Origin of the sequence: Nocardioides sp. Root1257 (genome assembly GCF_001425175.1) — a bacterium.
Classification (GTDB): domain Bacteria; phylum Actinomycetota; class Actinomycetes; order Propionibacteriales; family Nocardioidaceae; genus Nocardioides.
Genome location: NZ_LMDV01000008.1, coordinates 245,696 through 267,516 on the forward strand (window position 1 = coordinate 245,696; position 21,821 = coordinate 267,516).

Consider the following 21,821-nt stretch of genomic DNA (forward strand, 5'->3'; position numbering starts at 1 on the left):
GGGTCACCGGCGGCGGCGCTGCGCCTCGATGAGGCTCTCCTGCAGGTGCAGGGTGCCCGAGTTCTGGCTCCAGCGGCCGTCGCTGTCGAGCTCCCAGGCACTGGTCTCGGGGTCGAAGGCGAGGTCGAGGAGCTCACCGATGGCGCGGACGTTGTCCTCGCCGGGCAGCCGGACGAGCACCTCGACGCGGCGATCCAGGTTGCGGTGCATCATGTCGGCCGAGCCGATCCACGCCTGCGGGTCGCCGTCGTTCTCGAACCAGAACACCCGGCTGTGCTCCAGGAAGCGGCCCAGCACCGAGCGCACCGAGATCGTCTCCGACAGCCCGGGTACGCCGGGCCGCAGCGCGCAGATGCCGCGGACGAGCAGCTCCACCTTCACGCCTGCCTGCGAGGCGAGATAGAGGGCGTCGATGACCGCCTCGTCGACCACGGAGTTGGCCTTGAGCCGGATGCCGGCCGCCCGACCGGCTTGGTGGTGGGCGATCTCGCGGTGGATCTGGTCGACCAGCCCGGAGCGCACCGAGTCGGGCGCCACCAGCAGCTGCTCGTACGACGCGTTGCGCGACCAGCCCGACAGGTTGTTGAAGAGGTGGGCGACGTCGTCGCCGATCCGCTCGTCGGTCGTGATCAGCCCGAGGTCCTCGTACATGCGGGACGTCTTCGGGTTGTAGTTGCCGGTGCCGATGTGGGTGTAGCGCCGGATCCCGTTGGGCTCGTCGCGGATCACCATCGCCAGCTTGCAGTGGGTCTTCAGGCCGACCAGGCCGTAGACGACGTGGCAGCCGGCCTGCTCGAGCTTGCGGGCCCACCGGATGTTGGCCTCCTCGTCGAAGCGCGCCTTGATCTCGACGATCACCAGCACCTGCTTGCCGCTCTCGGCCGCGTCGATGAGGGCGTCGATGATCGGGCTGTCGCCGGAGGTCCGGTAGAGGGTCTGCTTGATCGCGAGCACGTGCGGGTCGGCGGCGGCCTGCTCGATGAACCGCTGCACCGAGGTCGCGAACGAGTCGTACGGGTGGTGCAGGAGTACGTCGTGCCGGCGCGCCGCCTTGAACACGTCGACCGGCGCCGCGGACTCGACCTCGGCCAGCTGGTGGTGGGTGGTCGGGACGAACGCGGGGTACTTCAGCTCCTGCCGCGGCAGGTCGGCGATGTCGTGCAGGCCGCGGAGGTCGAGCGGGCCGCGGAGCTTGAACACCTCCTCCGCGGTGACGCCGAGCTCGGACACCAGCAGCTCGAGCACCTGGGGGGCGATGGACTCCTCGACCTCGAGGCGCACCGGCGGCCCGAAGCGGCGCCGGAGCAGCTCCTTCTCGAGCGCGGCGAGCAGGTTCTCGGCGTCGTCCTCCTCGACCTCGAGGTCCTCGTTGCGGGTGACCCGGAAGGTGTGGACCTCCAGCACCTCCATGCCCGGGAAGAGCCGCTTGAGGTGCTCGCCGATGACGTCCTCCAGCGGCACGAAGCGCTGGTTGCCGACCGGCACGAAGCGGGAGAAGATCGGCGGCACCTTCACCCGCGCGAAGTGCTCCTTGCCCGTCTTGGGGTTGCGGATCAGCACGGCCAGGTTGAGCGACAGCCCGGAGATGTACGGGAACGGGTGGGCCGGGTCGACGGCCAGCGGTGTCAGCACCGGGAAGACCCGGTCCTTGAACAGCCGCTTGCAGGTCTTCTGCTCCTCACGGTCGAGGTCGTCCCACCGCACCAGCTCGATGCCGGCCTCGCTGAGCGCGGGCACGATCTCGTCGCGGAAGAGCCGGGCCTGACGCTCCGCGAGCTCGCGGGTCGTCGACCAGATCAGCTCGAGGACGTCGCTGGGCATCAGCCCGGAGGCGGCGGGTACGGCGAGCCCGGCGGCGATCCGGCGCTTGAGACCGGCCACCCGGACCATGAAGAACTCGTCCAGGTTGCTGGTGAAGATCGCCAGGAACCGGGTCCGCTCGAGCAGCGGCAGCGCCCGGTCCTCGGCGAGCTCCAGGACCCGCTGGTTGAAGCGCAGCCACGAGAGCTCACGGTCGAGGAAGCGGTCGGCGTACTTCTCGACGGCGGCCAGCGCCTCGTCGTCGGGCTGGTACGGCGGCTCGACGTCGAACGGCTCCTCGGGGATCCCCTCGCCGTGGCTCGAGACCGCGTCGGGCGGCAGGCTGTCGAGCGTCATGGCCTCAGTCTTGCACTGCGAGGTGAACGGTAGGTTGCCCGTCGTGAGCCCAGCCGCGAGTGTCGTCGAGCGTGTGAAGACCGAGGCCCTGCGTGCCGTGATGTCGCTGCCGCCGCGCGTCCAGGGCGTGCTCGCCGGCCGCAGGGTGGTGGTCGACGGCGCCCCGCTGGCCGTCGACGTGCAGCTGATGCTCCGCCTGCAGCGCATGGCGCGTGAGCGCGGCGCCGAGACCATGCCGATCCCCGACGGCCGCCGCGCGATCCGTCGGCACACCCGGATGTCCGCCGGTCCGCGACCCCTCGGCGAGGTGCGCGACCTCGTCGTCGCCGGGCTGCCGGCCCGCCTCTACTCGCCGCCGCTCGCCCGCGGCGGGCTGCTGGTCTTCTTCCACGGCGGTGGCTTCATGTACGGCGACCTCGAGTCGCACGACCCGGCCTGCCGCTTCCTGGCCGAGCGCTCGGGCGCCCAGGTGCTCGCCGTCGACTACCGGCTCGGCCCGGAGCAGCCGTTCCCGGCGGCGTACGACGATGCCGTCGCGGCCTACCGCTGGGTCGTCGAGCACGTCGACGAGCTCGGCGCCGACCCGCAGCGTCTCGCGGTCGGCGGCGACTCGGCGGGCGGCAACCTCGCGATCGGGGTCGCCGTCGAGGCGGCCCGCACCGGGCTGCCGCTCGCGTTCCAGCTGCTCGTCTACCCGGTCACCGACGCGGTGCGCGACACGGCGAGTGCCAGCCTGTTCGCGGAGGGCTTCTACCTGACCCGGGGGTTCATGGACCTCGCCGGCGCGTCGTACATCGTCGACTCCGACCCGCGCGACCCCCGGGTCTCGCCGGCGTACGCCGACCTGCCCGCGGGCCTGGCGCCGGCGTACGTCGCCACCGCCGGCTTCGACCCGCTGCGCGACGAGGGCGAGGCGTTCGCACGCCGTCTGGCCGAGTCGGGGGCGGCGGTCGAGCTCCGTCGCTACGACGACCTCATCCACGGCTTCCTGAACGTCGGCCTGGGGCGCACGGCGCCGGCGGCCAACGCCGAGATCGCCGCCGCGCTGCGAGCGGGGCTGGCTCCCCCCTAGGCCTGAGCGCTAGTCGACGTGGAAGCGGCTGCGGCAGGGGCAGGCCCAGCCGAGGTCCGTCTGCTCGCCACACTCGACCCGCGGTGGCTTGCGACCGACCGCCTTGCGAGCGACCCGGGCGACGCCCCCGGTGAGGTGCCGTCGGGAGTGTCCGCACCGCCGGCACGTGGCTGCTTCCGGAGCGCTCTCTGACATGCGTCAATCCTGTGCACGCACGCACCCGGAAATCCAGGGAACCCAACAGAGACTGGGGTTTCGGGCGTTGAACTTTGTGTTAACGAGCGGTCAGCGTGACCTGCGCCACCCGCGCTTCTGGTTCTGGAGCTCGAGCAGCTCGGTGCGCACCTCGGCGATCTCCAGGGCGAGCGCGCGGGCCCGCTCCTCCGCCTCGACCCGCTCCTGCATGGCCTCCTCGGCGATCTCCGCCTGGTGGCGTACGGCGGCCTCGACGGCGCTCCGGTCGGAGGCACGGTCGGCGGCGACCTTCTCGGCCTCGGCGCGCAGCCGGGCCTGCTCGGCGGCGGCCTGCTCGGCGGCCTCGCGGGCGGCGATCGCCGCGCTCAGCTCCTCGGCCTGGCGGGCGCTGGCGGCCGCGGTGGCGTCGAGGATCTCGCGCAGCTTCTGCTCGGCGGCCTGACGCTCGGCCGCCGCGGTCGCGGCGAGCTCGGCGTGGTTGCGGGCGTCCTGCTCCGCGAGCCGGCGCGCCTCGAGCGCCTCGCTGGCGGCGACCTCGGCCGCCGCGCGGGCGGTGGCGTGCTCCTGGGCGGTGGCGTCGGCCGCCGCACGTGCCTCGTGGGCGGTGCTGGCCTGCTCGGCCTGCCGCTCGGCGCGCTGGTGCGCAGCGGACTGCGCGGTCGCGGCCTGGGCGGCCGCCTCGGCCTGCTCGCTGGCCCGGAGCTCGGCCTGCTGGCGGGCCGCCTGCGCCTCGTCTGCCCGGGCGGCCGCCTGCTCGGCGGCCTGCTCGGCGGCCGTGCGCTCCCGGTGGGCCACCGTGGCGAGGTCGACCTGGGTGCGGGCCTGCTGCTCGGCCTGCTCGCGGGCGGCGACGGCCTCGGCGGCGAGTCCCTCGGCGGCGAGCCGCGCTGCGTGCGCCTCCTGGGCCTGCTCGGCCTGGGCCCGTGCGGAGTCGTCGGCGGCCTGACGGGCCTCGTGGGCGAGACGTGCCGCCTCGGCCTGCTGCTCGGCACGCTGGTGCGCGGCCGTCTGGTCGGTCGCCGCCTGGGCGGCTGCCTCGGCCTGCTCGCTGGCGCGCATCTCTGCCCGCTCGCGGGCCGTCTGGGCCTCGTCGGCCCGCGCGGCAGCGGCCTCGGCCGCCTGCTCGGCCGCGCTGCGGTCGCCGTGCGCGGCCGCGGCCAGGTCGATCTGCGCGCGGGCCTGCCGCTCGGCGTCCTCGCGGGCGCTGACGGCCTCCGCGGCCGCCTCCTCGGCGGCGAGCCGGGCGGCGTGGGCCTCCTCGGCCCGCTCCGCCTGGGACCGCGCCGAGTCGTCGGCGGCGATCCGGGCGTCGTGGGCGCCCTGGAGGGCGACGGCCATCTCGGCGGCCGTACGCCGTGCCTGCTCCTCGCCTGCGGCGGCCGCCGCAGCGGCCTCCGCCTGCTCGGTCGCGGCCTCCTCGGCGCGGGTGCGCGCCGCCTCGGCGGCCTCGGCGGCAGATGTCTGCTGGCGCGCGGTCTCCTCGGCGGCGGTCCGGGCGGCGTGCGCCTCCTGGGCGAGCCGGGCGTGCTCGGCGGCGGCGTCGTCGGCGGCGGCGCGCAGCCGTCCGGCCTCCTCGCCCGCGGCCTCCGCGGCGGCGCGGGCGGTGGCCTGGTCGGCTGCCTCCTGCTCGGCGGCGGCCCGGCTCTCCTGGGCGACCCGGACGAAGTCCTCGTGCGCCTGGGTCGCCGCCGCCAGCTGGGCGGCCAGCTCGGTCGCGCGGGCCTCGGCGGCCTCCCTGTCGGTGTGCGCCTGCTGGGCGGCCGCGTGGGCCTCGGCCAGCGAGGCCTCGGTGGCGGCCACGGTCTCCCGCAGCGACTCCTCGGACCGGGCGGCGACCTCGCGCAGCGACTGCTGGGTGGAGGTGGAGACGTCGTTGAGCGAGGCGTGGGTGGCGGTGGCGACGTCGCGCAGGCTCTGCTCGGACGTGCCGGCGAGCTCGCGGAGGGTCTGCTCGGCGGTCTCGGCCGCCGTACGTGCGGCCTCCTCGGCCTGCGCACGGGCCTCGTGGGCGGCGGTCGCGGCCTCGGCGTGCTCCCGGGCAGCGGTCTCGGCCTGCTCGCGGGCCTCCGCGGCGGCGGCGGCCTGCTCGGCGGCGGTGCGCGCGGCCTCCTCGGCGGCCGTGCGGTCGACCGTCTGCTGCGCGGCGGCCTGCTCGGCGGCGAGCCGGAGCGCGGTGGCGACCTTCGCGGAGTCGACGAGCTTGCGCGCGGTCTCCTCGGCCTCGGTGCGGGCGCGGGCGGCCTCGGTCGCCGCCTCCTCGAGCCGGGTCCGCTCGGCCGCGTGGACCTCGCCGGCCTCCTCGGCGGCGCGGCGCGCGTCGTACGCCTCCTGTGCCTTCGCCGCGTGCTCGGCAGCGCGCTCGTCGGCCTCCGCCCTGGCCTGGGAGGCGGCCTGGGCGGCCTCCTCGGCGACCAGGCGCTCGGCGGCCTGCTCGGCGGCAGCCTGCTCGGCCCGGCGCCGCAGCTCCTTGGTGCGCTCGATCGCCGCGTCGAGGTCGACGGGCGTGCGAGGCGGTGCGGGGGGCGGCGGCGGCTCGGTCGCAGGCGCGGGAGCGTCGGCTCCCTCGGCCTCGGCCTTGCGCTGCCACCAACGGTTCGGAGTCGGATCGTTCGTGCTCATCACGGAGGAGCCTAAGCGTTGGCGGCGCCGCGGTGTGGAGAGATCCGTGGTCAGTACACCAGCGCCTGCGCATCGGGGGCGAGGGCCTCCTCGACGAAGGTCGACGCCCCAGCGATGCGTACGCCGGGCAGCAGGTCGGCCTCGGTGATGTCGCGTCGGGCGGCGCACTGGGTGCACACGGTGACCCGGCCCCCGGCGGCGACGGCGGCCACGAGGTCGACCGCCGGGGCGGCCTGGGGGAGCGTGAACCCCTCCCGCCCGGCCACGCCGAGCCACGCGCCCTCGCCCGTGAGCCACAGGCTCACCGCCGCCCCCGCGCTCACCGCGGTCGCGGCGACGGTCAGGCCCTGGTTGGCGCGCTCGGGGTCGTCGGCACCGCAGGTCACCTTCACGACGAGGGGTCGGCTCATGGGGCCACGGTAGAGGCCGCACCTATAGTCGGGCGGTGCCCACGTTCGAAGAGCTCCTCGCCGACCCGGATTGCAGCCTGGCCGTCGACGACCAGGGCTCCGACCTGGCGCTGGTCGCGTTCGGCGGCCTCAAGGGCAAGCTCGCGATCCCGCCGTTCGAGTTCTTCGGCCTCACCCGCGACCTGCCGGTCACCAAGATCTTCATCCGCGACCAGGCCCAGGCCTGGTACGTCGACGGGGTGCCCGAGCTCGGCCCCGACCTCCGCTCGGCCGCCCAGGGCGCGCGCGACCTGGTCGACTCGCTGGCCCGCGACGCCGTGCTCTTCGGCACGTCGGCGGGCGGGTTCGCCGCGATGGCGGTCGGGGTGATGGGCGGCTTTCAGACCGTGCACGCCTTCGGCGCCCAGGTCTCGATGCGTCGCAAGGTGCGCGCGGAGATGGGGGACCGGCGGTGGATGCCGCGGGCGCGGGCCCTCTGGAGGTCCGAGCAGCCGCACAAGGTGCTCGACGTACGCCCGCTCCTGGACGCCAGCGACGGGCACACCGCCGTCAACGTCCACATCGCCAACGACGAGCTCGACCTCGCGCACGCCGCGCTCATCGAGGGTCGCCCGGGGGTCACCGTCCACCGGCACCCGAAGGGCGGGCACTCCTTCGTCCGCAAGCTGCGCGTCGACGGGAGCCTGGAGCGCATCATCCGCGACTCCCTGGGTCTGGAGCCCGCGCCCTAGAGTGGCGTCATGGTGTTCGAGCTGCCCGACAACCTCCACCCCGACTGCGCCCCCGTGGCCTGGCTGCTGGGTCGCTGGGGCGGCCGCGGCAAGGGCGACTACCCGACGATCGAGCCGTTCGAGTACGGCCAGGAGCTGGTCTTCACCCACGACGGCCGGCCCTTCTTCCACTACTTCGCGCGGTCCTGGATCGTCGACGCCGAGGGTGAGAAGGTGCGCGACGCCGCCCAGGAGGCGGGCTTCCTGCGCTGCCGTCCCGGTGGCGACCTCGAGCTGGTCCTCGCGCACTCCTCGGGCATCTCCGAGATCTGGTACGGCAAGGCCGACGTCGCCAAGTTCGAGCTGCACACCGCCGGCGTGGGCTTCACGGAGTCGGCCAAGGAGGTCACCGGCGGCAAGCGCCTCTACGGCAACGTCGAGAGCCGCCTGCTCTACGCCTACGACATGGCCGCGATGGGTCAGGAGCTCCAGCCGCACCTGTGGGCGCAGCTCGAGCGCCAGTAGGGCCGATGACCGACGAGCTCGCCTCCCGGCTGCACAGCCTCGGCTACCGCCTCACCCCCCAGCGGCAGCTGGTGCTCCAGGCCGTCGAGAAGCTCGGCCACGCCACCCCCGACGAGATCCTCGTCGAGGTGCAGCAGCACGCGAGCGCCGTGAACGTCTCGACGATCTACCGCACCCTCGAGGTCCTCGAGGAGCTCGGCCTGGTGCGGCACGCACACCTGTCCGACCGCGCCCCGACGTACCACTCCGTGAGCGACCACGAGCACTTCCACCTCGTCTGCCGGAATTGTCACCGGGTCCTCTCCGTTGACCCAGAGGTGGTCGCTCCGCTCGCGGGCCGGCTCCGCGAGGAGCAGGGGTTCGTCATCGATGTCGGCCACCTGGCGATCTTCGGCGAGTGTGTGGAGTGTGAGGACAACAGTGAGTAGCCGGTTCCCGAGTCCCCTGCTGCAGCTGCCCGGGGCGGTCGCCGGCGACGGCATCGACCGCGACGTCGCCGCGCACTACGGCTCCTTCAACGGCGAGCAGCGGACGCTCGAGGGCGGCGACGGGTTCGTCGACCTCTCCCACCACGACGTGGTGCGGGTCTCCGGCCCCGACCGGCTGACCTGGCTGCACTCGCTCACCACCCAGCACCTCGAGGCGCTCGCACCGAAGGTGTGGACCGGAGTGCTGATCCTCAGCCCGCAGGGCCACGTCGAGCACGCGTTCTTCGGGTACGACGACGGCGAGGCCTTCACCGCCTTCACCGAGCCCGGCGCGGCCGAGGCGCTCGTGACCTTCCTCGACCGGATGCGCTTCATGATGCGCGTCGAGGTCGCCGACGTGACCGCGGAGCTCGCCCTCACCTGGCGCCCCCGCTCCTCGGCGGTCGAGCCTGCCGAGACCGCCGGGCCCTACGGCAACTACGAGCTCGTGCCGCGCGACCAGCTGCCGGCGTACGCCGAGGCGGCGGGTCCCGCCTGCGGCCTGTGGGCCTTCGAGGCGCTGCGGATCGCGCGGGGTGAGCCGCGGCTCGGTCTCGACACCGACCACCGCACGATCCCCAACGAGGCCGGCTGGATCGGCCCCGCGGTCCACCTCGACAAGGGCTGCTACCGCGGGCAGGAGACCGTCGCGCGCGTGCACACGCTCGGGCGGCCGCCGCGCCGGCTGACCCTCCTGCACCTCGACGGCTCGGAGAACCGCCTGCCCGCCGTGGGTGCGGACCTCCTGCACGGCGACAAGGTCGTGGGCTTCGTGGGCACCTCCGCACGGCACCACGAGCTCGGCCCGATCGCGCTCGCGATGGTCAAGCGCAACGTGCCCCTGGACGCCGAGCTCACCGTCGACGGGATGCCGGCCGCCCAGGAGGTCATCGTCGACCCCGAGGTCGGCCTGCACGTGCGGCCGCTGCGCTAACCGCGCCGGTACATCACGTGGGTGTCGGCGTCCGCGTGCGTGAAGCCCAGGCCTGAGTAGACGGCCACCGCCGGTGCGTTGTCGGACTCGACGTACAGCAGCACCTCGGCGACCCCGAGGCCGGCGAGGTGGTGAAGGCCGGCGAGGGTGAGCAGCTTGCCCAGCCCGCGGCCCTGGGCGCCGGGGTCGATGCCCACGACGTACACCTCCCCGAGGTCGGGGGAGTGCTGCTTGGTCCAGTGGAAGCCGAGCAGCCGGTCGCCCTCGACCGCCAGCAGGAGGCCGGCCGGGTCGAACCACGGCTCCGCCATCCGCTCGGCCAGCTCGGCGGCATCCATCGCGCCCTGCTCGGGGTGGTGCGCGAAGGCCGCCGCGTTGACGCGGATCAGCTCGTCGGCGTCCTCCGGCGTGTAGGTACGGATCTCGACGTCGGTCCTGCTCAGCTCCGGCAGCGGGAGGCTGGTTGCCCGGCGCATCACCCACAACGAGCGCACCCGCTCGAACCCGTGGCTGCGGGCGAGCGCGGCGGCCGCCGGGTCGTCGCCGTGCGACCACGCGCTGGCCGGCACGTCCGGCACCTGGGCCAGGAGTGCGCTCGCCACGCCGTGACCGCGCGCGTCGGGGCGTACGACGAGGCTCAGCTGGTCGCCGACGAGGAGCGCGAACCCGTCCTCGTCGGTCCAGGACCGGACCGTCTCCGGGTGGTGCCGCAGCGCGCGCCAGGTCGCCTCGTCGAGCGGGGCGGCCCCGTCCTCGGCCTCCGCTGCGGCGGCGATGGCACCCACGACGTCGAGATCGATCACTCGGGCAGCCTAGGACGCGGGCGCACGCGCGCGGTCGAGTGCACATGATCGGGTATCGGCGCGCGGAACTTGAGGTCGTCTGAACCAGGGCCCCGTTTAGCAGCGGGATGGCCCGGATCGGGTGTACGTTCCGTGATCCGCAAGCCCATCGGGGGAGGGGCAGATGGAAGCCGTGACACTGGTCGATCAGTCAGCAGAGGTAGCTCTGCAGCACGTCCTCGACCTGCACCGGATGATGCGCGACCAGCGCGAGTCGTCGGACCCGCAGGTCCGCGAGTGCTGCCGCCTCATCCATGAGCTCGTGGGGGACGTCGCCTCCGTGCGCAACGCCGCCTACCTGCTGCGCAAGACGGCCTGAGGCGTCGCTGCCGACGAGGTCAGACGGTCTCGTCGACCCGATCGGTCGACCGGGCATCGGCGGCGGCCTGCTGGTCCTTCGACGGGAGCACGAACCGGTAGCCGACGTTGCGCACCGTGCCGATCAGCGTCTCGTTCTCGACGCCGAGCTTGGCGCGCAGCCGGCGTACGTGCACGTCGACGGTGCGGGTGCCGCCGAAGTAGTCGTAGCCCCACACCTCCTGCAGCAGCTGCTGGCGGCTGAAGACGCGGCCCGGGTGCTGGGCCAGGAACTTGAGGAGCTCGAACTCCTTGAAGGTGAGGTCGAGCGGACGGCCGCTGATCTTGGCGGTGTACGTCGCGTCGTCGACCACGACCTCGCCGGAGCGGATCACGTGCGACTCGGGGTCGTCCGCGTCGCGGCGCGCGTTGAGGCGGCCGAGGGCGAGCTTGATCCGGGCCTCCAGCTCGGCCGGGCCGCAGGTGTGCAGCACGACGTCGTCCATGCCCCAGTCGTGCAGGACGACGGCGAGGCCGCCCTCGGTGCAGACCAGCAGCACGGGCACGTCGGTGCCGGTCGTGCGGATCAGACGGCACAGGTCGCGGGCGTGGGCGAGGTCCTGACGGCCGTCGACGAGCAGCAGGTCGGAGTCCGGCGCCTCGAGGAGGGCGCTGCCCTCGGCGGGCAGGATCTTCACCTGGTGCCCGAGGAGCGCGAGTGCGGGCAGCACCTCGGCGGACGGCTGGAGGGCGCTGGTGAGAAGCAGGAGCGTGCTCATGAGATGGTCTCCTCCCGGATGGGGCGGGGACCGAAACGCAACGCTGGGCTTCGGCCGATCACTCGTCTTCGTGAACAATACCGAAACATGGGTGTCGCATTGGAAGGTTCCAAGGGAAATGAGACCGACACCATTCGCGTGCACTACTGGGCCTCGGCCCGTGCAGCGGCCGGTGTCGGCGCCGACGAGCTCGCCGTCGACGGTCCGATCACGCTGACCGAGGTGGTCCGTCGCGCGGTCGCGCTGCACCCCGGGACCCGCCTGTCCGAGGTGCTCCAGGTCTGCTCGACGCTGGTCGGCGACCAGCCGGTCGCGAGCGCCGACCCCGCCCTAGTGCTCGTCGAGCCGGGCTCGTCGGTCGAGTTCCTCCCGCCCTTTGCGGGCGGCTAGCACCACCACGGCGCCGACGAGCCCGCCGAGGGTGTTGGCCACGATGTCGACCTGAGACGCGGTCCGGCCGGGAAGCAGGAGCCCCTGGCACGCCTCCACGCCGACGGCGATGACGAATGCGTACGCCGTCCAGTCGCGCCAGGTCGTGCTCGGCCAGACCAGCGAGCCGAGCGCCGAGACCGGCGCCAGGATCGCGACGTTGCAGAGGAACTCCGCCCGCGCCTGGCTCGCCGTCTCCGGTGCGAAGCCGATCCACGTGCCGAGGTCGACGACCCACGACGCCATGCCCGACTGGGTGCCCGAGGTCGGCGCCAGCAGCGCGATGCCCAGCAGCACCGAGTAGACGACGAGTGCCGCTCCGAGCAGGCGGTGCGTCGGCGGGGAGGGGCTCATGGGGTGCAAGACTTTCACGGTCCTCGTCCCCAACATCGGGGAGATCGCCCCGCAGACGCCTCGCCGTGACGTAGGTCGCCGTTCCATCGGAGCATGACGGCTCTCGTCTCGCTCCCGCTGCCGGGCCACCGCGCACGCGCGGTGGTGGCGTGCCCGACCTGCCACCACGACGACCTCGCTGAGCGTTCGTCGCTCAACCGGCTCTCCTCGGTCCTCGGCCATCCGCGGACCTGTGCGACCTTCGGCGACGAGTACGTCAGCCCGCTCCGCAATGAGTCCTGCGGATGTGATGACCCGCTGCACTCGGTCGGTCAGCGCGCAAACAGGTAGTCCATCGACTCCTCGACGCCACTGCGGAGTCGGTCGACGTCCGCCCGCACCATGTGCTCGATCACGTCCTCGAACCCCAGGGTCGGTTTCCATCCGAGCTGTTCGCGGGCCTTCGTCGGATCGCCGTAGAGATCGACAACGTCCGCAGGTCGCATCAGCGCCGGGTCCTGCTCGACGTGGTTCGCGGGGTCGTCGATCCCGATGGCACCGAAGGCCACCGTCAACACCTCGGAGAGCTGGCGGGACTGGCCGGTGGCGATGATGAAGTCGGCGGGCTGGTCCAGCTGCAGCATCAGGTGCATGGCGCGGGCGTAGTCGCCGGCGAAGCCCCAGTCACGCCGCACGTCGAGGTTGCCCAGGGTGACGCTCTTCCGCAGGCCGAGAGCGATCTCGGCGACCGAACGGCTGATCTTGCGCGTCACGAACTGAGGTCCGCGGATCGGGCTCTCGTGGTTGTAGAGCGTCCCAGTACAGGTGAAGAGGCCGTAGGACTCTCGGTAGTTCACCGTGATGTGATGGGCGAAGCTCTTGGTCGCGGCGTACGGGCTGCGCGGGTGATGGGGCGTGCCCTCGGTCTGCGGCTGCTGGTCCGAGACGCCGAACATCTCCGAGCTCGACGGCTGGAAGTACTTCGGCGCGGTGCCGTGGCGCTCGCGGTAGCGGACCAGCTCCTCGAGGATGCGGACGACCGCGAGGCCATTGGTCTCCGTGACCAGCTCCGCGTTGCGCCAGCTAGCGCCCACGGACGTGAAGCCGGCCAGGTTGTAGATCTCGTCCGGTCGTGTCTCTTCCAAGACCGTCGCGAAGCCGTCGCGGTCCCGCTGGTCCAGCTCGACCAGCTCGACGCCGTCGAGGTACACGATGCGGTCGGCGGGACCGGTCTCGGGACGGACGGTGCCGACGACGCGATAGCCAAGGGCCACGAGATGGCGCGCGAGGTAGATGCCGTCCTGCCCGGCGACTCCCGTGATGAGGGCCGTCGGCCCGAAGCTCTGAGTCATAACCGGGGAATGCTATCCGTCGGTCCGCCGACAGATGGAACACGTTCCAAGATGTCCCCAGGAATGAGCACGTCGTCGGGGAGGTTGGTCCTGCGTGAGCAGTGGTGCCTGGGTCGTCGTGGTCGCGGTCGTGCTCGGCCTGAGCTTCGGTGCCTACCGCCTGCTCACCGACGGGCGCTTCCGCGGCACGCACCGGGTCCGCCGGGCCGCGTCGGTGGTTGAGGAAGGCGCTCTGGCGCCTGTCTCGAAACCTCCGACCCCGTGGGACGACGTCCTCACGGCGCTCCCCGACGCTCGTCTCGGTGAGAAGGCGACGCTGCTGCAGTTCTCCTCGGCGTTCTGTGCGCCCTGCCGGGCGACCCGTCGGACCCTGTCCGAGGTCGCGGAGCTGGTGCCGGGGGTCGAGCACCTCGAGGTCGACGCCGAGCACCACCTCGAGCTGGTCCGGCGCCTCGGCATCCTGCGGACGCCGACGACGCTGGTGCTCGACGCGGCCGGCCACGAGGTCACCCGGGCGGCCGGCGCGCCCCGCAAGGAGCAGGTCCTGAGCGCCCTCGGGAGCGCAACGTGACCACGATATGGACAACCGTCTCGCTTCGTGAGACGAGGATTGTCGGTGCGGCGCCCGCCGTACCTACTCTGGTCGACATGTCCTCGACCATGCTGACCAAGCGCCGCGCAGTGGATCACTGCCGCACGCGCTCGTCGCTCTGTCGAATGCGCTGACCGGCCGCGCCTCAGCTCTCCGATCCACCTTCGGACTGACCTGCGTGGCTCCGCCCGCACAGCCGTCCGCAGGAGAGACATGTCCACGACCAGCACACCGCAGCAGGCCCGGCCCGGTGCCGGGATCGACCCGCGTGGTCCCCAGTTCGCCGCTGGGCTGACCTCGCTGGTGCTGATCGTCGTCCTGCTCCTGGCGCCCAGCCCGGTCGCGACGGCGCTGCTCGCCGTCCAGGCCGTGCTGTTCGCGATCGGGGCCACGCGCGGCGTCCAGCACACGCCCTACTCGTGGCTGTTCCGCACGCTGGTGCGGCCGCGGCTCGGCGCTCCCGACGAGCTCGAGGACCCGGCGCCGCCGCGGTTCGCGCAGGCCGTCGGTCTCGGGTTCGCCGTGGTCGGGCTGGTCGGCTTCGTCGCCGGCGTCGACCTGCTCGGCGAGATCGCGGTCGGCTTCGCGCTGCTCGCGGCCCTGCTCAACGCGGTCTTCCGGTACTGCCTCGGCTGCGAGATGTACCTGCTCCTCAAGCGCGCGACGGCGCGCTGACCCACCAGACCCCGCGCCCCTTCCTCGGCGCACAAGAAAGGTAGAGACATGACCCGCGAGAACACCCTCGTCACCGCCCAGTGGGTGGCCGACAACCTGAGTGACCCGAAGGTGGTGCTCATCGAGGTCGACGAGGACACCACGGCGTACGACAAGGGCCACATCGAGGGCGCCATCAAGCTCGACTGGACGACCGACCTGCAGGACCAGGTGCGTCGTGACTTCGTCAACAAGGCCCAGTTCGAGGAGCTCCTCTCGAGCCGCGGCGTCGCGAACGACGACACCGTCGTGCTCTACGGCGGCAACAACAACTGGTTCGCCGCCTACGCCTACTGGTACTTCAAGCTCTACGGCCACCAGGACGTCAAGCTCCTCGATGGCGGCCGCAAGAAGTGGGAGCTCGACTCCCGCGAGCTGACCGCGGACCTGCCGAGCCGCGAGACCACGTCCTACACCGCGACCGAGCAGGACTCCTCGATCCGTGCCTTCCGCGACGAGGTCGTCGCCGCGATCGGCACCCAGAACCTGGTCGACGTCCGCAGCCCCGACGAGTACGCCGGCCGGCTGCTCGCCCCGGCCCACCTGCCGCAGGAGCAGGCCCAGCGTGCGGGTCACATCCCGACCGCGGCCAGCGTCCCGTGGAGCAAGGCGGCCAACGACGACGGCACCTTCAAGTCCGACGAGGACCTCAAGGAGATCTACACCGAGGCCGGCGTCGACTGGGACAAGGACACCATCGCCTACTGCCGCATCGGCGAGCGCTCCTCGCACACGTGGTTCGTGCTCAAGGAGCTCCTCGGCCAGGCCAACGTGAAGAACTACGACGGCTCGTGGACCGAGTACGGCTCCCTCGTCGGCGTCCCCGTCGCCCTCGGCGACGAGGCCGGCGAAGCCTGACCCATCTCGGTGGTCGAGGAGGGCCGTTAGGCCCGTCTCGACACCGCACACCTCGGTGGTTGAGGAGGGCCGCTAGACCCGTCTCGAAACCCCCGCAGCCAACCCAGGCACCCCAGCAAGCATCGAACGAAAGAAGCAACGACATGTGTGGAGCAACCGAAGGCGGCCTCTCCCTCGACGGCATCGACGTCAAGAAGGAGGCGATCGTCCAGGGCCAGGTGCTGCGCTCCGGTGAGCCGGTCGGCAACGCCTACGTGCGCCTGCTCGACCGCACCGGCGAGTTCACCGCCGAGGTCCCCACCTCGGCGAGTGGCCACTTCCGCTTCTTCGCCGGCGACGGCGAGTGGACCCTGCGCACGCTGGCCCCGCAGGCCGACCCGGTCGACAACAAGGTCGTCGCCGCCGTCGGCAGCGTCGCCGAGGTCGTCGTCGCGATCTGAGTCATCTGTCGGAAGGGCCCGCGCCGATCGTCGGCCGGGCCCTTTCGCCTGTTCGGATGGTCTGGACCGCGTCTCAAAGTGGTACAGATCACTCCATCAATTTCGGGTAGACCACCTGGCCCGTACGACGTCTTTCCATAGCCCAAACGGGTCACTATCGGCCCTCGGGAACCCAATATGAGGGAAAGCTGCCGACCGGTCCGTGACAGCGGCGTAAATTCTGCTAGCGCTCTCGCGGACTGTGGTCACCCTCACTCAAATCCTGTGATTGGATTGCCGCTCCACACCCACACGTACTCATGGGGGAGTCCCAATGAAGAAGCTCATCTCCGGCCTGATCGCGGCGTTCCTGCTGTCGGCCGGTTTCGTTGCGGTCTCCGCAGAGACCGCGTCCGCCGCGTGCCAGAAGACCCAATACACGCCCTGCCCGGTCACCGTTACCAAGGCTGCTGGCGCAAAGACGGTCAAGAAGGGCAAGAAGCCCAAGGCGATCGTGTCCATCAAGTCCGCGGGCAACGTGAAGCCGAAGGGCAAGGTCACAATCATCATCACCGGCCCCGGCGTGCGGTCTGCCAAGACCATCACCTACAACGGCAAGTCGGTGTCCTACGTCGGCCCGGCGCTCAAGAAGAAGGGCACCTACAAGGTGACGATCTCCTTCAAGGGCACCAACACGCGAGACTCCAAGACCTCGTACACGATCAAGGTCAAGTAGCAACTCGACTTGCACAGCGCGAAGGGAGTGCCGGCGATGCCGGCACTCCCTTCGTCACGCTCTGACCCCTATCCACGGCGAGATCGCGGCGAGCTGTCGTCGCGCACTAGGTAGGTTCTCCGCATGCGTACACGCACGGTCTGGATAGGCCTGGCCATTCTCCTGGGCGTGCTCCTCCTCGGGGCCGCGTGGGCGGGGTGGATGGCGTACCGGGTCAACCAAGACCTGACGGCCGCTGTCGACGACGTCACCGTCCTCAGGGCCGCCATCGAGGACGGCGACGACGCCGCCTCCGACGCCGCGTTGAGCCGCCTGGAGGACCACAGCGGAGCTTCAGCGGATCGCACCGGCGGTGTGACCTGGTCAGTCCTGGAGCACCTACCAGCGTTTGGCGACGACGCCCGCGGCGTCGCCGTCGTCAGTTCCGTCGTCGACGACCTCACGACTTCCGGGATTCGTCCACTGGTGCAGGTCTCCGGCGACCTCGAGTCGATCGTGCCGAGCGGCGGCAAGATCGACCCGTCCAAGGTCGAGGCTCTCCAGGAACCGACAGCGACCGCGAATGCCGCCTTCGCCGCAGCGGATCGCCGGCTCTCGGCGGAGGACTCGAGCGGCTACGTCGAGCGTCTACGCACCAAGTACCGCGAGCTGGCAAGGCAGGTCAATGATGCCTCCGCCGCCCTGGCAAGCGCCAATACGGCCGTCAAGGTGCTCCCGACAATGCTGGGCGCAGATAGCCCGCAGAACTATCTACTCGTCTTCCAGAACAACGCAGAGATCCGGGCGACCGGCGGCCTCCCTGGCGCTGTGTCGCTCGTGCGGGCTGACCAGGGTGCGGTCAGCATGACCCGCCAAGTGGCGGCGAGCTCATTCGGATACACCGACGAGCCCGTCCTGCCGCTGACCTCGGCTGAGGAGGAGATCTACGGCGACATCCTGGGCACGTTCTTCCTGAATGCCAATCTTCAGCCCGACTTCTCGCGCGCCTCGGATCTATGGAAGGCGCGGTGGGAGCAGGTCTACCCCGAGAAGATCGACGGCGTCCTATCGATCGACCCGGTCGCCATCTCCTACCTGCTGGCTGCGACAGGCCCCGTCGAGGTCGACGGAGTGAAGTTGAGCGAGGACAACGTCGTCGACGAGCTGCTGCACGATACGTATGTCCGTTACGCGGACCCGGCCGAGCAGGACGCCTTCTTCCGGGCGGTGGCTAGCGCGATGTTCGACAAGATCTCGTCCGGAACTGAGTCGCCGCGCGACCTGATCGCCGGACTAGCCAGGGGAGCGGATGAACACCGGCTCTTCGTTCATGACTTCGACGACACGGTCCAGGCGGGCATTGAGGGCACTGCCGTCGCCGGAGACCTCGTTACCGACGCGGGATCGGCTCCGCAGGTCGGCGTCTACCTCACCGACGGGACCGGCTCAAAGATGTCCTACTTCCTTCGGTACGACGTGAATGTCGACGCGACATATTGCACGAACGAAGTGCAGGGCTTGTCCGGGCACATGCGGCTTGCCTCCGAGGCTCCGTTGGATGCGGCGTCGCTGCCGCGCTACATCACGGGCGGCGGGCAGTACGGTGTCGAGCCCGGCAATCAGTCGGTGTTTGTCTATCTCTATGCCCCGGTGGGCGGCGGTGTGTCGGGCATTGCGCTCAATGGAAGGCCGGTAACAGGCTTCCCCTCCGTCGATTACGAAGGGCGTGAAGTCTTCACGGCTGTGGTCGAGTTGAAGCCGCAGCAGAAGGCGGACCTCACCTGGCGGATGAAGAGCGGGCCTGGGCAGACCTCCGATGTTCAGGTGGCGGTCACGCCGTCGATTAGATCGGGCTCAAGTTCGACCAAAGTTCACACCGCATGTTGATCGAACATCGAGCCGTCTAGATGGTCAGCCGGCGCCGCTGCTCGACCCGTAGGTCTGCGAAACGTGCGTAATCGGGCAAGTGGGCGCAGCGCCACGATGTCGGGCTCACAAAACAACGCACGGTGAATGGGGGCTTAACGAGTGCTCTGGTGAAGGTCGAAGCGCGATCTTCGCCGAGTTCGATCTGTTGCCACTTCCCTTGATTCGAACCAACACCCTTCTGACAGACGGAGGCGAGAACGATCACGGACCAGAAAGACAGGAAGAGCTCCTTCCGCGGCGACATCCAGGGCCTGCGCGCGGTCGCCGTGCTTTTGGTGATGCTCTGGCACGCGGAAATTCCTGGCCTTCCCGGAGGCTTCGTGGGAGTCGACATCTTCTTTGTCATCTCCGGCTTTCTAATGAGTGGGATCTTGGTGCGCCAGTTCGGGCAACACGGTGCGCGACCGTCGTTGACGGAGTTCTATGCGCGACGGGCACGACGTCTCCTCCCAGCCAGCCTCCTGACAATCGTCGTCGTCGTCTTCTTGGCTTGGACGACCCTTCCGGACATTCGAAAGACGGATGTCATGAAAGACGCGGTCGCAAGCACTGTGTTTGGCATGAACTGGAGGATGTCCGCCGAGTCGATAGATTACCTATCCGCGACTACGGGTCCTCCGAGCCCGCTGCAACACTACTGGTCCTTGGGTGTCGAAGAGCAGTTTTATTTCGTTTGGCCCGCCCTGCTAATTGTGGCCGCAGTTGCCGGGCGAACAATAGGAATATCAAGGGCAAAGATGTTCGCTGCAACAATAGCGGCGACTATCGGGATATCGCTCGCGTACTCGATACATTTCACGTCCGTGAATCCGGCTCAAGCCTACTTCGTCACATGGACTCGTCTTTGGGAGTTGGCCGCAGGCGGCCTAGTTGCGGTCTGCATGCTCAAACTCGGTGCTCTTTCGAAGCTGATCGGCGCGTCGCTGGCTTGGCTTGGCTTGCTACTGGCGGTTGTGCCGGCACTGTTCTATACGGACTCAACGCCGTTTCCAGGCTCCGCCGCAATAGTTCCCGTTGTCGGCACCATGCTGATCATCGGCGCAGGCCCCGCGGCCGGTCGCGCGGGCCCAGTCTTGGTCTTGAGCCGTCTTCCAATGCGACGAATAGGCGACTGGTCCTATTCGCTGTATCTCTGGCACTGGCCGGTCCTTGTATTCGGAGCGGCTTGGGTAGGGCGCGAACTGACGCAAACTGAAGCCCTGCTGATGCTCGGGGCGTCATTCGGTCCTGCGCTGCTCGCGTATCGATATGTCGAAGAACCAGCGAGGCGAGCCAAGAGCATTAGCGTGGACGCCGACGCTTTGCGGTTAGGCGGAATCTCTATTCTGATGGTCGCGGTGGTGCCAGTCGTCATGCTCGCCGTAATACCGAAGACTCCTCCCACGAACGGCTCAATGGCGAGTGCGATCGCTGCCATCGGTGGAGCACAATCGGCGGGGGATCCATCAATCGCAAAGGCGGGTGCGGAGGTACTTCGAGCCGAGCCAAGGAACGATCCGGCGGGTGCCCCCACTGACGTTGAAGCCTTCTACCCGTCCTTGGCGCAGGTAGCTAGTACATCCTTCGGATGCTCGGCCGAGACGACGGCTAATGAGCTCAAGTTTTGCACGTTCGGCGACCCTGAATCGAACATTGATGTGGTGCTGGCAGGAGACTCTCACGCCGTGCAATGGTCGCGGGCGCTGGCGACCATCGCCAAAGACAACGCTTGGAATCTGACCGTGGTGACAAAGGACTTCTGCCCCTTGGTCGTCGGTGTGTCGATTGCTTCCGATTGGGCATCAAGTTGCGAAGCGTGGCAGCGGAGCGCGTCCGCGTGGCTCCAAGATGACCCGCCGGACCTACTTATCGTCAGCCAGTACGACTATACGGTCCGCCGAAACGGAAAGGACCTGACTCGGGATGAGAGTGACCAACTTGTTGGAAGTGCGCAGCAACGACTGTTCAGTGTCCTAGCAGCGGCTGGGTCAAAGATCGCAGTTATCAAGAACACACCTCAACTCCGCACCGACTTTGCTGCTTGTGTAGCGAGGTATCAGAGCGAGATCTCTAAGTGCTCGGTCTCGCGAGACAGCGCACTCAGGGGAGTGGGTGGCGCACAACGTCTGTCTGTAATCGGGGTCAAAAACAGCGTGATGATCGATCTCAACGACGCGATATGTCCGACAGATAGGTGCGCTCCGGTCATTGGAGGCATCCTCGTGTATCGCGATGGGAACCATATGACCACGACGTATGGCGAGTCGTTGGCTCCTCGACTCAAACTCCAACTTCCATTGCCATAGAGGCTTTCGACACAGCGGAATGTCTTCTTGCACTACGGCCCGGCAACACAAATCCTTCACATTTGGTGGCGTAGCGAAACTGGAGCTCAGCCCTTCGATTGCGGCTGGCGCAAAATGGGTCTGCTGCACGAACGGGTGACAGTTTCGGGTAGGCCGCCTGGACGACGGCTGGAGCCATGATCAGTTCGTTCGGGGTCAACCAGCCGAGAGCGGCCTGTCGACGGCGGCGGAGGGGTCCGTTCGATCCAGGTCACGATCGCGATCCGCAGTTCCTCGCGGGTCTTCCAGACCCGACGGTCGAGGACGTTCTTCTGCAGCAGCGAGAAGAACGACTCCATGGCGGCGCCGTCGCCGGGGCGACGGCGTTGTCGAGCGCGGCCACGGCCAAACGTGACTTCATGCGTGAGCCGATGGAGTAGCCCACGATCCGGTTCGAGAAGACGTCCTTGACCGCGCAGAGGTAGAGCTTCCCTTCACCGGTCCAGTGCTCGGTGATGTCGGAGAGCCACAGCTGGTTCGGGGTCAGCGCGGTGAAGTCGCGCCCAACGAGGTCGTCATGGACCGGTGGACCGGGCTTCTTGCCGTTGCGGCCGCGCTTCTTGCCGAACACGCTCCACCAGCCCCGCAGGGAGCAGACCTTCCACGCAGTCCCCTCAGCCATCTGCTGACCGGCTTTGCGAGCCTCGTCGACCAAGAACCGGTAGCCGGACTCGGGGTCGTCGCGATGGGCGTCGAACACCGCGTTGGCCCGATAGGCCGCGGAGATCTCGGCATCGGTGACCGGTGCTGCGAGCCACCGGTAGTAGGGCTGGCGGGCGAACTTGAGGACCCGGCACGTCACCGCCACGGGATCCCGTCGCCGGCAAGCTCGCGGACGAGCGGGTACAACATTTTCCCGGCAGGTTCGCCTGGGACAGGTAGGCCGCCGCACGGCGCAGGACCTCGTTCTCCTGCTCGAGCAGCTTGATCCGCTAACTGGCCTCACGCAACTCGTCGGACTCGCTCGCCGCCCGACCGGCAGGCGAGGGACTGGCCGACTTCCGGTCGTCGATGATCAGCCAGCGCTTCAGACACGACGCGGAGATCTTGAAGTCCTTCGCGACCTGGGCCATCGAGGCATCCGAGTCGCGATCGACCCGAATCACGTCCTCGCGGAACTCCTTAGGGAACGGCTTGGGCACGGTGCAC

The 21,821-nt window shown here is 69.6% G+C and carries 22 protein-coding genes and 1 pseudogene; 15 read left to right on the forward strand and 8 right to left on the reverse strand.

Translation table 11 applies throughout. The annotated features are described in order from the left end of the window. Positions 1 to 3: 3 nt before the first annotated feature. Positions 4 to 2,157: an RNA degradosome polyphosphate kinase gene (locus ASC77_RS09280; protein ID WP_056153923.1), complete on the reverse strand. Its 2,154-nt coding sequence runs from the start codon at positions 2,155 to 2,157 to the stop codon at positions 4 to 6. 43 nt (positions 2,158 to 2,200) lie between these two features. Between ASC77_RS09280 and ASC77_RS09285 the strand changes: the two genes are divergently transcribed. Then, positions 2,201 to 3,229 (forward strand): alpha/beta hydrolase, encoded by a 1,029-nt coding sequence (locus ASC77_RS09285; RefSeq protein ID WP_235547557.1) that lies wholly within the window; start codon positions 2,201 to 2,203, stop codon positions 3,227 to 3,229. A 285-nt stretch (positions 3,230 to 3,514) separates the two neighbouring features. Here ASC77_RS09285 and ASC77_RS09290 read toward each other — a convergent pair whose 3' ends face one another. Continuing rightward, entirely contained in the window at positions 3,515 to 6,043 is a 2,529-nt protein-coding gene (locus tag ASC77_RS09290; protein ID WP_056151314.1) for a hypothetical protein, read from the reverse strand. Positions 6,044 to 6,093: 50 nt separating this feature from the next. Beyond that, positions 6,094 to 6,453, reverse strand: a complete 360-nt coding sequence (locus ASC77_RS09295; protein ID WP_056151316.1) for a DsrE family protein — start codon at positions 6,451 to 6,453, stop codon at positions 6,094 to 6,096. Between the two features lie 35 nt (positions 6,454 to 6,488). On the opposite strand from ASC77_RS09295, the gene ASC77_RS09300 reads away from it, so the two are divergent. The 4 genes from ASC77_RS09300 to ASC77_RS09315 are packed head-to-tail and all read left to right on the forward strand — an operon-like array spanning position 6,489 to position 9,089. Then, positions 6,489 to 7,184 carry a hypothetical protein gene (locus tag ASC77_RS09300; RefSeq protein ID WP_056151318.1) on the forward strand — a complete coding sequence of 232 codons (696 nt, stop codon included), beginning with the start codon at positions 6,489 to 6,491 and terminating at the stop codon, positions 7,182 to 7,184. 9 nt (positions 7,185 to 7,193) lie between these two features. Then, complete coding sequence (locus ASC77_RS09305; protein WP_056151320.1) at positions 7,194 to 7,688, forward strand: FABP family protein; 495 nt, start codon at positions 7,194 to 7,196, stop codon at positions 7,686 to 7,688. A gap of 5 nt (positions 7,689 to 7,693) precedes the next feature. Further along, on the forward strand, positions 7,694 to 8,116 hold the full coding sequence (locus ASC77_RS09310) for a Fur family transcriptional regulator (RefSeq protein WP_056151322.1): 423 nt from the start codon (positions 7,694 to 7,696) through the stop codon (positions 8,114 to 8,116). Then, entirely contained in the window at positions 8,109 to 9,089 is a 981-nt protein-coding gene (locus ASC77_RS09315) for a YgfZ/GcvT domain-containing protein (protein ID WP_056151324.1), read from the forward strand. Before ASC77_RS09310 ends, ASC77_RS09315 begins: the two co-directional genes overlap by 8 nt. On the opposite strand, the gene mshD is transcribed toward ASC77_RS09315, so the two are convergent. Continuing rightward, entirely contained in the window at positions 9,086 to 9,892 is an 807-nt protein-coding gene (mshD, locus tag ASC77_RS09320; protein WP_056151325.1) for a mycothiol synthase, read from the reverse strand. The genes ASC77_RS09315 and mshD overlap by 4 nt on opposite strands. 163 nt (positions 9,893 to 10,055) lie before the next feature. Here mshD and ASC77_RS09325 point away from each other — a divergent pair, with 163 nt between their 5' ends. Beyond that, positions 10,056 to 10,250, forward strand: a complete 195-nt coding sequence (locus ASC77_RS09325; protein WP_056151328.1) for a hypothetical protein — start codon at positions 10,056 to 10,058, stop codon at positions 10,248 to 10,250. A 19-nt stretch (positions 10,251 to 10,269) separates the two neighbouring features. Here the strand turns inward: ASC77_RS09325 and ASC77_RS09330 are convergent, their stop codons facing one another. Next, on the reverse strand, positions 10,270 to 11,007 hold the full coding sequence (locus ASC77_RS09330; RefSeq protein ID WP_056151330.1) for a response regulator transcription factor: 738 nt from the start codon (positions 11,005 to 11,007) through the stop codon (positions 10,270 to 10,272). Between the two features lie 138 nt (positions 11,008 to 11,145). On the opposite strand from ASC77_RS09330, the gene ASC77_RS09335 reads away from it, so the two are divergent. Next, complete coding sequence (locus ASC77_RS09335; protein WP_235547558.1) at positions 11,146 to 11,397, forward strand: MoaD/ThiS family protein; 252 nt, start codon at positions 11,146 to 11,148, stop codon at positions 11,395 to 11,397. On the opposite strand, the gene ASC77_RS26095 is transcribed toward ASC77_RS09335, so the two are convergent. After that, positions 11,338 to 11,790: a VanZ family protein gene (locus tag ASC77_RS26095; RefSeq protein WP_056151334.1), complete on the reverse strand. Its 453-nt coding sequence runs from the start codon at positions 11,788 to 11,790 to the stop codon at positions 11,338 to 11,340. The genes ASC77_RS09335 and ASC77_RS26095 overlap by 60 nt on opposite strands. A gap of 93 nt (positions 11,791 to 11,883) precedes the next feature. On the opposite strand from ASC77_RS26095, the gene ASC77_RS26980 reads away from it, so the two are divergent. After that, positions 11,884 to 12,120, forward strand: a complete 237-nt coding sequence (locus ASC77_RS26980; protein WP_162249811.1) for a hypothetical protein — start codon at positions 11,884 to 11,886, stop codon at positions 12,118 to 12,120. Here ASC77_RS26980 and ASC77_RS09345 read toward each other — a convergent pair. Beyond that, a complete protein-coding gene (locus tag ASC77_RS09345) occupies positions 12,102 to 13,121 on the reverse strand; it encodes a GDP-mannose 4,6-dehydratase (protein ID WP_056151336.1) in 1,020 nt (339 codons plus the stop codon). The two genes, ASC77_RS26980 and ASC77_RS09345, sit on opposite strands and share 19 nt — an antisense overlap. A 94-nt stretch (positions 13,122 to 13,215) precedes the next feature. On the opposite strand from ASC77_RS09345, the gene ASC77_RS09350 reads away from it, so the two are divergent. The 7 genes from ASC77_RS09350 (at position 13,216) to ASC77_RS26100 (ending at position 20,633) form a co-directional block, all read left to right on the forward strand. Continuing rightward, positions 13,216 to 13,692, forward strand: a complete 477-nt coding sequence (locus ASC77_RS09350) for a thioredoxin family protein (RefSeq protein ID WP_056151338.1) — start codon at positions 13,216 to 13,218, stop codon at positions 13,690 to 13,692. A 234-nt stretch (positions 13,693 to 13,926) separates the two neighbouring features. Continuing rightward, positions 13,927 to 14,388, forward strand: coding sequence for a DUF4395 domain-containing protein (locus ASC77_RS09355; RefSeq protein WP_056151339.1), 462 nt, complete (start codon positions 13,927 to 13,929; stop codon positions 14,386 to 14,388). Between the two features lie 48 nt (positions 14,389 to 14,436). Continuing rightward, positions 14,437 to 15,285, forward strand: coding sequence for a sulfurtransferase (locus tag ASC77_RS09360; protein WP_056151341.1), 849 nt, complete (start codon positions 14,437 to 14,439; stop codon positions 15,283 to 15,285). Between the two features lie 143 nt (positions 15,286 to 15,428). Then, entirely contained in the window at positions 15,429 to 15,725 is a 297-nt protein-coding gene (locus ASC77_RS09365) for a DUF1416 domain-containing protein (RefSeq protein ID WP_056151343.1), read from the forward strand. 313 nt (positions 15,726 to 16,038) lie between these two features. After that, positions 16,039 to 16,440, forward strand: a complete 402-nt coding sequence (locus ASC77_RS09370; RefSeq protein ID WP_056151345.1) for a hypothetical protein — start codon at positions 16,039 to 16,041, stop codon at positions 16,438 to 16,440. A 123-nt stretch (positions 16,441 to 16,563) separates the two neighbouring features. Next, positions 16,564 to 18,306, forward strand: coding sequence for a DUF4012 domain-containing protein (locus ASC77_RS09375; protein WP_056151347.1), 1,743 nt, complete (start codon positions 16,564 to 16,566; stop codon positions 18,304 to 18,306). A gap of 293 nt (positions 18,307 to 18,599) precedes the next feature. Continuing rightward, a complete protein-coding gene (locus tag ASC77_RS26100) occupies positions 18,600 to 20,633 on the forward strand; it encodes an acyltransferase family protein (RefSeq protein WP_268788422.1) in 2,034 nt (677 codons plus the stop codon). Between the two features lie 184 nt (positions 20,634 to 20,817). Here ASC77_RS26100 and ASC77_RS09380 read toward each other — a convergent pair. Further along, positions 20,818 to 21,814 (reverse strand): annotated as a pseudogene (locus tag ASC77_RS09380) (IS3 family transposase); the annotation flags it as partial. Positions 21,815 to 21,821: the final 7 nt, after the last annotated feature.

Coding starts and splice junctions, on each gene's coding strand:
- ASC77_RS09345 (WP_056151336.1), bottom strand. CDS start 13,121: ATGACTCAGAGCTTCGGGCCGACGGCCCTCATCACGGGAGTCGCCGGG.
- ASC77_RS09375 (WP_056151347.1), top strand. CDS start 16,564: ATGCGTACACGCACGGTCTGGATAGGCCTGGCCATTCTCCTGGGCGTG.
- ASC77_RS09325 (WP_056151328.1), top strand. CDS start 10,056: ATGGAAGCCGTGACACTGGTCGATCAGTCAGCAGAGGTAGCTCTGCAG.
- ASC77_RS09305 (WP_056151320.1), top strand. CDS start 7,194: ATGGTGTTCGAGCTGCCCGACAACCTCCACCCCGACTGCGCCCCCGTG.
- ASC77_RS09295 (WP_056151316.1), bottom strand. CDS start 6,453: ATGAGCCGACCCCTCGTCGTGAAGGTGACCTGCGGTGCCGACGACCCC.
- ASC77_RS09310 (WP_056151322.1), top strand. CDS start 7,694: ATGACCGACGAGCTCGCCTCCCGGCTGCACAGCCTCGGCTACCGCCTC.
- ASC77_RS09360 (WP_056151341.1), top strand. CDS start 14,437: ATGACCCGCGAGAACACCCTCGTCACCGCCCAGTGGGTGGCCGACAAC.
- ASC77_RS26095 (WP_056151334.1), bottom strand. CDS start 11,790: ATGAGCCCCTCCCCGCCGACGCACCGCCTGCTCGGAGCGGCACTCGTC.
- ASC77_RS09330 (WP_056151330.1), bottom strand. CDS start 11,007: ATGAGCACGCTCCTGCTTCTCACCAGCGCCCTCCAGCCGTCCGCCGAG.
- ASC77_RS09365 (WP_056151343.1), top strand. CDS start 15,429: ATGTGTGGAGCAACCGAAGGCGGCCTCTCCCTCGACGGCATCGACGTC.
- ASC77_RS09280 (WP_056153923.1), bottom strand. CDS start 2,157: ATGACGCTCGACAGCCTGCCGCCCGACGCGGTCTCGAGCCACGGCGAG.
- ASC77_RS09370 (WP_056151345.1), top strand. CDS start 16,039: ATGAAGAAGCTCATCTCCGGCCTGATCGCGGCGTTCCTGCTGTCGGCC.
- ASC77_RS26980 (WP_162249811.1), top strand. CDS start 11,884: ATGACGGCTCTCGTCTCGCTCCCGCTGCCGGGCCACCGCGCACGCGCG.
- ASC77_RS09290 (WP_056151314.1), bottom strand. CDS start 6,043: ATGAGCACGAACGATCCGACTCCGAACCGTTGGTGGCAGCGCAAGGCC.
- ASC77_RS09355 (WP_056151339.1), top strand. CDS start 13,927: ATGTCCACGACCAGCACACCGCAGCAGGCCCGGCCCGGTGCCGGGATC.